This window comes from Phycicoccus sp. (assembly GCF_035325325.1).
In the GTDB taxonomy this organism is placed as follows: Bacteria; Actinomycetota; Actinomycetes; order Actinomycetales; family Dermatophilaceae; genus Phycicoccus.
Genome location: NZ_DAOLAC010000014.1, coordinates 69,237 through 81,137 on the forward strand (window position 1 = coordinate 69,237; position 11,901 = coordinate 81,137).

Below are 11,901 nucleotides of genomic sequence, written 5' to 3' on the forward strand. Positions count from 1 at the left end.
GCGTCAAGGTCAAGCCCGGTGTCGTCAGGGCCCGTGGCGGCGAGCGAGCCACCCGCCGACCACGACCCCGACGAGCGCCAGGAGGGGGACGAGGTTCCAGAGCAGCCCCTGGGTCTCGCGCAGGGCGACTACGGCGTCGATGCCGCCCAGGGGCCTCGGTTCGGGATGAACTCGACGACCCGGCAGGTGGCGACGCCGCCGCTGACCAGCGGGTCCGACGCGACGAGGTCGTCGACCTGCCGGCGCGACGCGGCGGTCGCGAGGATGGTGCCGCCGACGCGGGGCACCTGCGGACCGGAGACGAGGAAGGTGCCCTCGGCGAAGCGCGCGTCCAGCCAGGTGCGGTGCGCGTCGAGGAGTGCGTCGACGCGGTCCAGCGGTGCGGTGTAGCTGACGAGCAGGACGAAGGCCTTGGGGCCGAAGGGGGTTCGCGGCTCCGGAGGTCGGGTGGTCGTGCGCGGCATGGGGTGCCTTTCGACGTGTCGGGGACGTGCGGTGGACGGCCCTCGGTACCCGACAGCATGTCCGCGCCCGAGCGCGTCGGCGTCGGCGACAGGACCCGACCGGGGTCGGTGCTCCGGCCCGTGGGCGACTCGGCCACACGACGTAGGACGCCCGGTCACGCCGGGGCGTCCGAGGCGTCGACGAGGGTCCGGCCCACATGGCAGACTCCCTCCGCCAGCCGAGGGACGCAGTGAGAGCCGGGGTGCCGGACATGGGACCGCTGACGGGTGCCGCAGTCTTCGACACCGACCTGCGACTGGTGCAGTGCGACGGTGGCTGGGTCGAGCTGATGCCGGACCGGGCGGAGGCGCTGTCGCGGCTGGCGGCCGCGGCGCTCGCGGGTGAGCTGGTGCACGAGCGGGTCCGAGGGATGGCCCGGGACGGCGGGGCCGCGCTCCGGGACCTCGTGCTCGCCCCGATGCGGAGCGGCGGCGAGGTCGTGGGGGTCACCGCCGTCGTGACCGCGGCCGCCGAGGACGCGGAGGCCGACCCGGCGGTGCGGGCCCACGACCGGCTGCAGGCACGGATCGAGGCGTTCGCCGCGATCGCCGACGCGATGACCCTCGCTCACCCGCTGGAGCAGACGTTGTGCCACGTGGCCCGCAGCGTCCGGTCGGCGACCGGTGCCGAGGCCGCCGCGGTCGTCGTCTGGGAGGACGAGGACCTGCGTGTGCTCTCGGCCTACGGCGACGACGGCCTCCCCGACCGCTATCGCGAGGGAGTCGAGGAGGCCTACGCCCTCGGGGTCCGCTCCCCGATCCGCGACGTCACCACGGCGAGCGGAGTGACCGCCATCCGTGGCTTCCGCTCGCGTGCCGAGCAGGACCCGGGCTACGCACCCCTGCACCCCCTGTGGGCCGGCCTCACCTTCGAGGACACGGTGGTCGTGCCGCTGGGCACCCGTGGCCGGTGCGTCGGGTGCCTCCTGCTGTACGTCGACGCCGGTCGCGAGGTGGACGCGGACGAGCAGGCCTTCCTGCAGGCGATCGCCGACCAGACCGCGGTCGCGGTCGAGAACGCGCGGCTCTACGGCGAGGCCGAGTGGCACGCCACCCTCGTCGAGCGCCAGCGACTCGCCCGCGAGCTGCACGACTCGGTGAGCCAGGCGCTCTTCTCGATGACCCTGCACGCGCGCACTGCCGAGCGCCGCCTCGCCGCCCACGGTGTGCCCGAGAGCGACCCGCTCGCGGTGAGCCTCGCGACCCTGTCGGACCTCGCCCGGGGCGCGCTGGCCGAGATGCGCGCCCTGATCTTCGAGCTGCGACCCGGGTCCCTGGAGGCGGACGGACTCGTCGCGGCACTCACGCGGCAGGCGCAGGCGGTCACCGCCCGCGAAGGCCTGCCCATCGAGGTGAGAGGCCCCACCTCGCGGCTCCCGCTCGAGGCGCGCGCCGAGGAGCACCTGTACCGCCTCGTGCTCGAGGCCCTCAACAACACGGTCAAGCATGCCGGCGCGTCGAGTGCGTCGGTGGACGTGACGGTGGACGAGGCCGCGCAGCACCTGACCGTCGTGGTGCACGACGACGGGCGCGGGTTCGACCCCGCTGCGGTGGCCGGTGGCCACCTGGGGCAGGCGACCATGCGCGACCGCGCTGCCGCGGTGGGCGGCGACCTCACGGTCCGGAGCGCGGTGGGCAACGGCTGCACCGTGACCGTCGTGGTTCCGGTCGCGGTGGGCGCGCGCCCCTGAGGCGTGGCCCGGCCCCTCGGGCAGTGGTGAGCCGGAGCGGTGTCAGGACGGGTCCCGTTCTGTCCGTACGTCATCCGGCCGAGCGCCTCCTCGGTGGTTGCGCATGCCGGGTTCGGGTCGGATCACCGGTGTGGGCGACCTCCGGCACCGAGATGCTCGTGGAGATCCGATCGCCGCGGCCGACGAGGCCGACGCGCCGACACACCTGAGGAGACACCCATGACCGCCATCCACGACTGCGGCGCCCGGACCTTCCGGTCGCTCATCGGCCGCGACCCCGAGCAGGCCCTGGGGGCGTTGCGCGCCTCGTCGCCGCAGATGTACCGCTGGCTGGTCGACGGCGCCTTCACGCTGCCGCTGGCCGACCAGCGGCTCTCCTGGCGCGACCGCGAGATCGCCACCGTCGCCGTGCTCAGTGCGCTCGGAGGCGCCGAGACACAGCTGCGGGTCCACCTCGAGGCCGCCCTGGGTCACGACGTGACCGCCGACGAGCTGCGCGCCCTGGTCGAGCACACCTCGGTGTACGCGGGCTTTCCCCGTGCCCTCAACGCCCTCGACCAGGTGGGTGAGGTACTCGCCGGGACCGCCGACGCGGCGCCGGTCCCGGTCCGCCCGCTGGCGCTCTCGGACCACACCACGCAGCTCGCGCAGGTGGGGGAGCACGGCCCGGCCGTCGTCCTGCTCCACGCCCTGGGCCTCACCTGGCGGATGTGGGAGCCGGTCGTCCGCCGGCTCGCCCGGGGACGCCGGGTGTTCGCGTACGACCTGCGGGGGCACGGCGCGGCGGCCGATGCGCCGGCACCCGCCGACCTGGCGGTCCTGGCCGACGACCTGCTCGAGGTGCTGGCGGCGACCGGTCTGGCCGGCGCGCACGTCGTGGGCCTCTCGTACGGCGGAGCCGTCGCGCAGACCGTCGCGGCACGCCATCCCCGCGCAGTCGAGTCCCTCACCCTCGTCGCGACCACGGACCGGCCCTTCGACTCCTTCGCGCAGCGGGCCGACGCGGTGGAGCGCGACGGAACGCGCGCGCAGGTCGGCTCGTCGCTCACCCGGTGGTTCTCGCCGGAGGCGCTGGCCGAGAACCGGTGGGGCGTGCGCTACGCCCGCGAGTGCGTGGTCCGGGGCAACCCCACCCAGGTGGCTGCCGCCTGGCGGGCGTTCTCCCGGCTCGACGTCGCCGGTCGGCTGGCCCACTGGGAGCGCCCGGCCCTCGTGCTGTGCGGGGAACGCGACGCCTCGACCGGCCCGCAGGTGATGCGGCGCGTCGCCGAGAACGTCGGCGGTGCCCGCTACGTGGAGCTCCCCGGCGCACCGCACATGCCCACCCTCGAGACGCCCGAGCCGGTGGGCGAGGCGCTCGAGAGCTTCCTGCCCCGCGCGCAGCCGGTCCGCGGTCTCGCGGTGCGGTGAGCCACCGCCACCCGGTGGACCGCGTCGACGACCCACGAGAACGACCCACCACGACAGGAGCGCCCGTGCGCCAGATGCAGCTCATGCAGTACGAGATCACCTTGCCCGCCGACTACGACATGGGCATCATCCGCCACCGGGTCGCGACCCGCGGGTCGGGCACCGACGCGTTCCCCGGCCTCGGGGTCAAGGCCTACCTGGTGCGCGAGCGCGGGCACCACGGGTCCCCGGTGAACCAGTACGCGCCGTTCTACCTGTGGGCCGGCCTGTCCGGCATGAACACGTTCCTCTTCGGGCCGGGCTTCGACGGCATCTGCACCGACTTCGGGCGACCGCCCCTCCGGGCCTGGCACGGTATCGCCCTGGCCGACGGGCCGGAGCACGCCTCGGTGCCGGTCGCCGCGACCCGCACCGTGGAGGACGTCGACGCGGGGATCCCGCTCGCCGACCTCACCCAGCGGCTGCTCGAGGAGACGGAGACCCGGGCCCGGCAGCCGGGCCTCAACTGCACGACGGTCGGGGTCGACCCGGCGACGTGGCGGCTGGTCCGGTTCACCCTGTGGTCCGACCTCGCGCCGGACACCGACCCCGGTGAGCGCTTCACCGTCCTGCACGTGTCACAGCCCCACCGCCGTGACCTGCCCGGGGTCGGGTCATGAGGCGCCGGGGAGCGCAACCCACCCCGGCCACGAGGGGCCGGCCGTGGCCCCGGTGAAAGGGCCGCGGCGCCTGCGGGTCCTGGTGGTGGACGACGACGCCCGGGTGCGCAGCGCCCTTCGCCACCTGCTCGACGACGTCGGCGAGCTGCGGTGCCTGGCGGTGGACACGGGGCAGGCCGTGCGCCTGCTGACCTGGGGCTCGAACGTCAGCGACGTCGCGGTGGTCGACCTGCCGTCGGGCTCGCCGGCGGGCTGCGCGCTCGTCGAGCGGTTGGCGGGCCTGGTGCCGGTCGTGGTCGTCAGCATGTCAGGCTCCCGACGCTCCGACGCGCTGGCGGCCGGCGCCCACAGCTTCGTCGAGAAGGACGGCGACGGCGGTGCACTCCTCGCGGCGATCAGATCAGCGGTCGACGCGGGGCGGCGCCCCTTGGCAGGCGAGGACGGCACGCGCCAGAATGCCGCCGTGGACGACCAGCACGCCGCGCCGCCCGCCACGACCCCGCCGCCCGTCCGAGGCGATCGCTGATGCCCCGCCCCGGCCGCGACGAGGACGAGCGGGTCATCACCGTGTTCATCGTCGACGACCACAGCGTCGTCCGCACCGGCCTCATCGCCTACCTGGGGACCGAGCCCGGCATCGAGGTCGTCGGCGAGGCCGCCGACGGCCGGGAGGCACTCGCCCGGCTCGCCGTGCTCGCCGCCGGCCCCGGCGTCCCCGACGTCATCCTCATGGACATGCAGATGCCGCACCTCGACGGCGTGGAGGCGACGGCCCGGGTCAAGGCGACGTGGCCGCAGGTCGACGTCATTGCCGTGACCTCCTTCCTCGAGGAGGCGCGCATCCGCGCAGCCCTGGAGGCCGGTGCCACGGGCTACCTGCTCAAGGACGCCGACGCCGACGACGTGGTCGACGCGATCCGTGCCGCGGTCGCCGGCGAGGTGCGCCTCGACCCGGTCGCGGCAGCCGCCCTGGTCTCCGGTCTCCGCGCCCCGCGGTCGCCCGTGGAGGACCTGACCCCGCGCGAACGGGAGGTCATCGTCCTCGTCGCGAGCGGGCGCACCAACCGCGAGATCGGCCGACGGCTGGGGGTGGCCGAGCGCACGGCCCGGACCCATGTCTCCAACATCCTCACCAAGCTCGGCCTGGCCAGCCGCACCCAGGCGGCCATGTGGGCGGTGCGCGAGGGGCTCGTGGACGCCACGGACGTCACCTCGTGACCGAGGGAGCCGGACGTGGAGCCCGCTCCTCACCCCTGCGCAGCACGTCGATGCCGACCGAGCCGGCGCTCGAGCCGGTGCCCCCGTCGTGGGAGCCCGTCGAGCGGCAGATGGTCGACCTGTTCTTCGACCGGGTCCCCTTCGGACTGGCCGTGTTCGACCTCGACGGACGGTTGCAGCGCTGCAACCGCACCTGGGTCGGCTTCTACGAGCTGTACTTCGGTGTCGGCCCGGACTACACCGAACCCGGGCGCTACCTCAGCGACCTGATCCCCGGCAACGAGGGCTCGGTCGGTGACCTCTTCGATGCCGTCCGGACGGGGCACGTGGTGCGCCAGGCGGCGCACCGGATCGCGATCCCCGGTTCGACGACCTACTGGGACGTCGTGTTCGCCCCGCTCTACGAGCACGGCGAGCTCGTCGGGGTGCTCGACGTCGTCACCGACGCGACCGACCGGGTGCACTCGACGGAGCGCCTCGAGGCGCGGGTCAGCGCTTTCACCCGGGTCGCCGCCGGGATGACCGTCGACCAGCCGCTGGTGGCCACCCTGGAGCAGATCCGTTCGGAGATCCTGCGCACCACGACGGCGGCCGCGTGCTCGATCGTGGTCTGGCAGGGGTCGACCAGCGAGGCGCCCCGGCTCGCGACGGTCCCGGACCCGGTCTTCGGCCCCGGGTACGCCGAGGCCTTCCACGCGATGTACGTCGCCGCCGGCGTCGACGCGAGGACGGCCGAGGACGTCGAGCCGTTCACGTTGTGGCGCGGCGCGCGCACGGACCTCCTCGCCGACCCCCGGTACGCCGCCGTCCATCCCTACTGGTCCCGTTCCCGGCCGGAGTGGGAGGACGGTGTGGTGATCCCGCTCGTCTCGGGGCGGGAGTACTTCGGTGAGCTCCAGGTCCACCTGCCCGCCGGCTCCCGGTTCGGGGATGACGACGCCGACTACCTGCTGGCCATGGCGGACCACGCGGCCCTCGCGATCCAGAACTCGGCGCTGTTCCTCGAGCAGCGCGAGGCGGCCGGCGCCGCGGAGCGCCATCGCCTGGCCCGCGAGCTGCACGACTCGGTCAGCCAGGCGCTGTTCTCGATGACGATGCACGCGCGCACCGCGCAGCGGCATCTCGAGCCGCTCGGCACGGAGGCGGACCCCGCGCGCGCCGAGGTGGCACGGCTCCAGGAGCTCACCCGGGGCGCCCTCGCGGAGATGCGCGCCCTGATCTTCGAGCTGCGCCCGGGGGCGCTCGCCGAGGAGGGCCTGGCCGCGGCACTCACCAAGCAGGCCGCGGCGATCGCCGCCCGGGAGCAGGTGGGCATCGAGGTGGTCGCCCCACCGCACCGGCTCCCGCTGTCGGTCGACACCGAGGAGCACCTGTACCGCATCGCCCTCGAGGCGATGCACAACGCGGTCAAGCACGCCCGGCCCGCGAGCATCGAGGTCCGGGTGTCGCTCGAGGACACCGTGGAGCACGTCACGCTGCGCGTGAGCGACGACGGCACCGGCTTCGACACCTCCGTCGAGCACCCCGGTCACCTGGGCCTGGGCACGATGCGCGAGCGCGCGACGGGCCTCGGCGGGACCACGACCATCGACTCCGTGCTCGGTTCGGGCACCCGGGTCACGGTCGTGGTCCCCGTCGACGCCGAGCATCCCCCGGGGTAGCGCACCGCTCGAGGGGCCGGCGGCTACGTCATCCGACCGAGGCGGGGAACGGCCGTTGTGCACGTGGCGGCCGGTGCCTCGCGCCGACGCGGGCCCGGCAGGCCCCGCGGCACCCTCGAGGGACCTACCAAGAAGGGAGCTCCCGATGAGCACCACCCAGTGGATCCTGTCGATCGCCCTGCTCGTCTGGGCGCTCGCGCGCAACCTCGGCACCCGCGAGGTGGCCCTCGCCACCTTCGTCCTGCCGCTCGGCATCGTCGTGGCCGCCGCCGCGTACTTCCTCGTCCCCTTCCCGACCGCTGGCAACGACCTCGACCTCGTCCTGGCCTTCGGCGTCGTCGGCGTCCTCTTCGGGCTCGCCGCCAGCGGCGTCACGCGCCTCCACCACCAGGACGGCAGGCTCGTGGCCACCACCGGTACGTCCTTCGCGGTGCTCTGGCTGGTCATGATCGGCGGGCGGGTCGCCTTCGCGCAGTGGGCGACCGGGGCCGGGGCCCGCGCCGTCGGCTCGTTCTCCCGGGACCACGCCATCACCGGCGCCGACGCGTGGACCGTGGCGTTCGTCGTGATGGCCCTGGGCATGGTGCTGGCCCGCACCGTCGCGCTGGCGGCCCGCACGCGCCGCGCCGGCGCGAGCCTCGTCCCGGCCGGCGCCTGAGTCCCCTCCACGACGATCATCAGGAGAACACCGTGAGCCACCACCAGGTCGCCAGCGTCCCGCCCGCCGTCCTCGAACGGGTGCCCACCAGGCCGGTCCGGGCGGTCCTCGCCCTCGTCGGCCTCAGCATCGGCGTCACCGTCGCCGGTTCCCTCGTCGTCGAGCTGGTCGCACCGGCGTCCGACCCCCTGCTGCGCCGCCTCCCGGTGGTGCTCGTCCTGCTCGCCATGAGCCTGGTCGTCGCCCGTCGGGTCGGCTGGTCGTCGCTGGCCGCCGGTGGGCCGAGCACCTGGCGGAGCCTCGGATGGCTCGCTGCGCCGGTCCTCGTCGCCCTGGTGCCCCTGGCGTGGGGATGGTCCCCGGACCGCTCGACGCTGGCCGTCCTCGTGGTCGGGTACGCCGCCACCGGCCTCTACGAGGAGCTGTGGTTCCGCGGTGTCGTGCTGCGTGCCGCCCTGCCACTGGGTCCCGGGCGGGCCGCGGCCCTGACCGCGGCGGTCTTCGGCGCCTCCCACCTGCCGAACATCCTGTTCGGCCAGAACGCCGCCGTCACGGTGGCGCAGGCCGTCGGGGCCGCCACGTTCGGCTTCGGGTACGCCGTGCTGCGGCTGCGCACCGACGCCCTGTGGGCGCTGGCCGCCACGCACGCGGTCCTCGACCTGCTCCTGCACACCACCGGGCTGCACGGCGGCGCGCTGTGGGGCGTCATGGTCGGCCAGGACGTGGTGCTGGGCGTCGTCGGTCTCGTGGCTCTGCGCGGGGGTCGCCGGCGGACCGGGTCGCAGGTCGCGACTCAGCACGAGGAGCTGCGAGCGAACGTCCACGCCATCGTGCGATGAGCCGGTGGAGCGAGGATCGCACCGCCCCCGACCCGGTGTCGGGGGCGGTGTCCTGTACTCGGCTCTGCCGGCATCGAGCTCCGCCCGCTGTGAGGGAGTTCTCGCTCCGTGCGTCTTCCCCCTCGAGCGGCGGAGCGGAATCCTCGAAGGAGACACTGCGGCACCCGAGGTCGTCACGCGCGTCAGGACCAGCACCACCCCCGCCGGCGGAGAGCCACCTCCGCGGCAAGGCCTGCGACCGAGCGACGAGGTGGGCGGGCACGCTCGGGCATGGCGGGTGGTCAGCGCCGTCGAGGTCGTGCTCGCGTCCGCTGCGGTCGCGGTCGACCTCTTCCTGCCGGCGGTGGTGCTCGGCGGCATGGCGGTCGTCTCGCTCCTGGTGCGGCGCCGCGGACCGGGGACGCTGGGGTTCCACCGTCTTCCGCACGCGGGAACCCGGCTGGCCCAGGTGGCGGGCCTGACCGTCGTCTGGACCGCGATGGTGTTCGGTGTGGTGATGCCGGTGGCGGAGCACCTCACCGGCTCGACCCAGGACATCGGCGAGTTCGCGGGCCTCGAGGGCGACGTCGGGAAGCTCCTGCTGTTCCTGGCCCTGAGCTGGACGCTGGCCGCGCTCGTCGAGGAGCTCGCGTTCCGCGGGTACCTCCTGACCCGCATCACGGACGTGGTGGGCGACTCCGGCCCGGCCCGGGCCGGCGCGGTCGTGGCCGTGGCCATGCTCTTCGGCCTGATCCACGCCGAGCAGGGGCCGGTCGGCATGGCCCTCGTGGTCGTCGACGCGACCTACTACGGGGTGCTTCGCTACGTCTTCCGGTCGGTGTGGGCCCCGGTCGTCGCGCACGGGGTGAGCAACACCATCGGGATGCTCGCGTTCTTCCTCGTCGGGCCCTTCGGCGCTCCCTGGTGACCGGCTCCCCGTCGAGCCGCCGTGCCGGCCGCTAGCGTGGGCGGATGGCGCTGCTGCACGAGGCGACGATCTCGCCGCGCAAGGACGAGCTCGTCGGGCCGTGGCTGCGGACGAGGCCCTGGTGGGACGGGGTGGTCGAGCGCGGGCCCGCGGGGTCGTTCCGGCTGGACGACCCCGCCGGGGCGGTCGGGATCGAGTGCTTCCTCCTCGGGTCGGCCTCCGGGTCGACCCTCTTCGTGCCGGTGACCTACCGTGACGCCCCGTTGACCGGTGCCGACGCGAGCCTGCTCGCACCCTGGAGCACTCGGTCCTCGGCACCCGGTACGTCCACGACGCGTGCGCCGACCCCGTCTTCGTCGCGACCGTGCTCGACACGATCCGCTCCGGTGGCCGCCAGGCCGACCTGACCGTGCGGCGGTCCGACGGGACCGAGGTCGAGCGCGCACCGGACGCGACGGCCTCGGGGGAGGGTGTGCCGGACGTGCCGCGTCACGACCCCGGGCTGCCCGTGTCCGCGGTGGACGGGCCGGACCGGACGACGGTCTCCGCCGCGGGTGTCGAGCTCAGCGTCGTGCGCCGGCTGGGTGAGGGACCACCCGGCCCTGCCCTGACCGGCCGCCTCACGGCGGGCGGCAGCGCCCTCCGGCTGGTCGTCGTCACCGGCTGAGCTCGGACTCGGGGCCACCACTCGCCGACCCCCGGGACCGAGGTGACCTGACGCACCCAGTCGGCCACTTCTTCCTCGTCGAGGTCGTCCAGGGACGTGAGCGAGTGCGCGGCTGGACGGGCTCGTGCGGCCTGAGGAGAATCGCGGCACCTGCACCGGTGCCCCGAGGAGGCCGTCATGGCTCGAACCGTCATCAGCACGCCGGACGCCCCGAGCTCGCCGCTCTTCGCCCAGGGCGTGCAGGTCGGGCAGCACATCCACGTGTCGGGGATGACCGGGGTCGACGTCTCGACCGGCGCCCTCGCGGGGCCGGGCATCGCCGAGCAGACCGAGCAGGCGCTCGTGAACTGCGAACGGGTGGTGGCCGCGGGTGGCGGCACCCGTGAGGACGTCGTCGAGGTGGGAGTGCTGCTCGCGCGGCCGGAGGACTTCGCGGCCCTCAACGAGGCCTACGCGCGCCACTTCCCGTCGGATCCGCCGACCCGGTACGTGGCCCGGCTGGGCCCGGAGATCCCGGGCGTGCTCGTGTCGGTCCGGATGACGGCGATCGTGGGCTGAGCGCGTCGAGCACCGAGCCGGTGGCTCGGGCCTACCGCTCCCCGACGACGTGGAACTCGACCCGGTGGACGAGGGTGTCGTCCGCGACCGGCCCGGTGTGGGCGGCCCGGGCGCGCAGTGCCTCGCGGTCGGTCTCACCGGAGGCCCCGAGGTCGGCGTCCGTGACCGCCGAGAAGGGCAGCACCTCGACGGAGTCGACCTCGATGACGACGCCGGCGGTGCGGTAGCGGCCGCCCTCCCGGACCTGCGGGCGGCTCCACGAGCGGATGGAGACGGTGATCTCACCGCTCGCGACCCGGTCGCGGAGCTCGCGGCTGAACTGCATCCCCGCACGGTACGGCGAAGGGCCCGGTCCGACGGCGCTTCGCGCCTGTGGACCGGGCCCTCGGGTCGTGCCCCCGGTAGGATTCGAACCTACGCTCCCGCCTCCGGAGGGCGGTGCTCTATCCCCTGAGCTACGGGGGCGGGCACGAACGACGACGCGGCACGAAACCGCGGCGCTCGGAGAGGCTAGCAGCCTACGCTTGGTGCCATGCAACCCGGGCCGGAGGACCCCGGAGGCGCACGCCTCGTCCTCGTGTGCGACGACACCGAGGCCATCCGCCGCCTGCTCCGGATCAACCTCGAGCTGGCGGGTTTCGACGTGGAGGAGGCCGCGGACGGACACGAGGCGATGGCCCGGCTCATCGACACCTCCCGGCGCCGGCCCGACGTCGTCGTCCTCGACTCGCAGATGGCGCCCTACGACGGCTGGTGGGCGATCGCCGCCATCCGGTCCCACCCCCGCCTCGACCCGGTGCCCGTCGTGCTCGTCACGGCCACCGCGACCGACCTCGTCAGCCCCGAGGTGAGCGGCGCGGGGTTCGACGCGTGCGTCGGCAAGCCGTTCGACCCGGACGAGGTCGTGGAGGGCGTCTCACGGCTCGCGGCATTGGCGCCGCGCTTTAGCGCGGGAAGCGCGAGACCGGTCAGATACCCCAGCGGGCACATCCACGAGATCGCGCCGTCGCTCAGTTCGCCCGCGATTTCGTATGAGCGCGGGCGCAGCGCAGCGGCCATCACCGGGATAGGTGCTGGTGGGTTCAGCTCCCCGCGGGCCGTGATGAACTCACCCTCGAAATCGACCTTCC

The 11,901-nt window shown here is 74.3% G+C and carries 14 protein-coding genes, 1 tRNA gene and 1 pseudogene; 12 read left to right on the forward strand and 4 right to left on the reverse strand.

All coding sequences use genetic code 11. From position 1 onward, the window contains the following. Positions 1-128 precede the first annotated feature (128 nt). Positions 129-464 carry a YciI family protein gene (locus tag PKA89_RS10680; protein WP_324419235.1) on the reverse strand — a complete coding sequence of 112 codons (336 nt, stop codon included), beginning with the start codon at positions 462-464 and terminating at the stop codon, positions 129-131. Positions 465-715: 251 nt separating this feature from the next. Here PKA89_RS10680 and PKA89_RS10685 point away from each other — a divergent pair, with 251 nt between their 5' ends. The 11 genes from PKA89_RS10685 to PKA89_RS10735 all read left to right on the forward strand — a co-directional run bounded on the left by PKA89_RS10685 (position 716) and on the right by PKA89_RS10735 (position 10,771). Next, entirely contained in the window at positions 716-2,194 is a 1,479-nt protein-coding gene (locus tag PKA89_RS10685) for a GAF domain-containing sensor histidine kinase (RefSeq protein ID WP_324419236.1), read from the forward strand. 219 nt (positions 2,195-2,413) lie between these two features. Next, positions 2,414-3,604, forward strand: a complete 1,191-nt coding sequence (locus tag PKA89_RS10690) for an alpha/beta fold hydrolase (RefSeq protein WP_324419237.1) — start codon at positions 2,414-2,416, stop codon at positions 3,602-3,604. Positions 3,605-3,678: 74 nt separating this feature from the next. Then, positions 3,679-4,263, forward strand: coding sequence for a DUF4865 family protein (locus PKA89_RS10695; protein WP_324419250.1), 585 nt, complete (start codon positions 3,679-3,681; stop codon positions 4,261-4,263). A 43-nt stretch (positions 4,264-4,306) separates the two neighbouring features. Continuing rightward, the gene (locus PKA89_RS10700; RefSeq protein WP_324419238.1) at positions 4,307-4,789 is read left to right on the forward strand and encodes a response regulator; all 483 of its coding nucleotides are present in this window, start codon (positions 4,307-4,309) and stop codon (positions 4,787-4,789) included. After that, a complete protein-coding gene (locus tag PKA89_RS10705) occupies positions 4,789-5,481 on the forward strand; it encodes a response regulator transcription factor (RefSeq protein WP_324419239.1) in 693 nt (230 codons plus the stop codon). The genes PKA89_RS10700 and PKA89_RS10705 overlap by 1 nt, the downstream gene beginning before the upstream one ends. 50 nt (positions 5,482-5,531) lie before the next feature. Further along, entirely contained in the window at positions 5,532-7,142 is a 1,611-nt protein-coding gene (locus PKA89_RS10710; RefSeq protein WP_324419240.1) for a histidine kinase, read from the forward strand. A 145-nt stretch (positions 7,143-7,287) separates the two neighbouring features. Then, entirely contained in the window at positions 7,288-7,800 is a 513-nt protein-coding gene (locus PKA89_RS10715) for a hypothetical protein (RefSeq protein ID WP_324419241.1), read from the forward strand. A 32-nt stretch (positions 7,801-7,832) separates the two neighbouring features. Next, positions 7,833-8,639, forward strand: a complete 807-nt coding sequence (locus PKA89_RS10720) for a CPBP family intramembrane glutamic endopeptidase (RefSeq protein ID WP_324419242.1) — start codon at positions 7,833-7,835, stop codon at positions 8,637-8,639. 277 nt (positions 8,640-8,916) lie between these two features. Then, on the forward strand, positions 8,917-9,546 hold the full coding sequence (locus PKA89_RS10725; protein ID WP_324419243.1) for a CPBP family intramembrane glutamic endopeptidase: 630 nt from the start codon (positions 8,917-8,919) through the stop codon (positions 9,544-9,546). Between the two features lie 364 nt (positions 9,547-9,910). Continuing rightward, the gene (locus tag PKA89_RS10730; RefSeq protein ID WP_324419244.1) at positions 9,911-10,213 is read left to right on the forward strand and encodes a hypothetical protein; all 303 of its coding nucleotides are present in this window, start codon (positions 9,911-9,913) and stop codon (positions 10,211-10,213) included. A 177-nt stretch (positions 10,214-10,390) separates the two neighbouring features. After that, positions 10,391-10,771 carry a Rid family hydrolase gene (locus PKA89_RS10735; RefSeq protein ID WP_324419245.1) on the forward strand — a complete coding sequence of 127 codons (381 nt, stop codon included), beginning with the start codon at positions 10,391-10,393 and terminating at the stop codon, positions 10,769-10,771. A gap of 31 nt (positions 10,772-10,802) precedes the next feature. On the opposite strand, the gene PKA89_RS10740 is transcribed toward PKA89_RS10735, so the two are convergent. Together PKA89_RS10740 and PKA89_RS10745 are read right to left on the reverse strand one after the other, a co-directional pair. Next, positions 10,803-11,096: an ASCH domain-containing protein gene (locus PKA89_RS10740; protein WP_324419246.1), complete on the reverse strand. Its 294-nt coding sequence runs from the start codon at positions 11,094-11,096 to the stop codon at positions 10,803-10,805. A gap of 68 nt (positions 11,097-11,164) precedes the next feature. After that, positions 11,165-11,236: transfer RNA gene (locus PKA89_RS10745), tRNA-Arg, on the reverse strand. A gap of 67 nt (positions 11,237-11,303) precedes the next feature. Between PKA89_RS10745 and PKA89_RS10750 the strand changes: the two are divergent. Further along, a pseudogene (locus tag PKA89_RS10750) lies at positions 11,304-11,621 on the forward strand (response regulator); the annotation flags it as partial. Here PKA89_RS10750 and PKA89_RS10755 read toward each other — a convergent pair. Next, the gene (locus PKA89_RS10755; RefSeq protein ID WP_324419251.1) at positions 11,513-11,875 is read right to left on the reverse strand and encodes a hypothetical protein; all 363 of its coding nucleotides are present in this window, start codon (positions 11,873-11,875) and stop codon (positions 11,513-11,515) included. The pseudogene PKA89_RS10750 and the gene PKA89_RS10755 sit on opposite strands and share 109 nt — an antisense overlap. Between the last annotated feature and the right edge of the window lie 26 nt (positions 11,876-11,901).

Coding starts and splice junctions, on each gene's coding strand:
- PKA89_RS10680 (WP_324419235.1), bottom strand. CDS start 464: ATGCCGCGCACGACCACCCGACCTCCGGAGCCGCGAACCCCCTTCGGC.
- PKA89_RS10685 (WP_324419236.1), top strand. CDS start 716: ATGGGACCGCTGACGGGTGCCGCAGTCTTCGACACCGACCTGCGACTG.
- PKA89_RS10690 (WP_324419237.1), top strand. CDS start 2,414: ATGACCGCCATCCACGACTGCGGCGCCCGGACCTTCCGGTCGCTCATC.
- PKA89_RS10695 (WP_324419250.1), top strand. CDS start 3,679: ATGCAGCTCATGCAGTACGAGATCACCTTGCCCGCCGACTACGACATG.
- PKA89_RS10705 (WP_324419239.1), top strand. CDS start 4,789: ATGCCCCGCCCCGGCCGCGACGAGGACGAGCGGGTCATCACCGTGTTC.
- PKA89_RS10710 (WP_324419240.1), top strand. CDS start 5,532: ATGCCGACCGAGCCGGCGCTCGAGCCGGTGCCCCCGTCGTGGGAGCCC.
- PKA89_RS10715 (WP_324419241.1), top strand. CDS start 7,288: ATGAGCACCACCCAGTGGATCCTGTCGATCGCCCTGCTCGTCTGGGCG.
- PKA89_RS10735 (WP_324419245.1), top strand. CDS start 10,391: ATGGCTCGAACCGTCATCAGCACGCCGGACGCCCCGAGCTCGCCGCTC.
- PKA89_RS10740 (WP_324419246.1), bottom strand. CDS start 11,096: ATGCAGTTCAGCCGCGAGCTCCGCGACCGGGTCGCGAGCGGTGAGATC.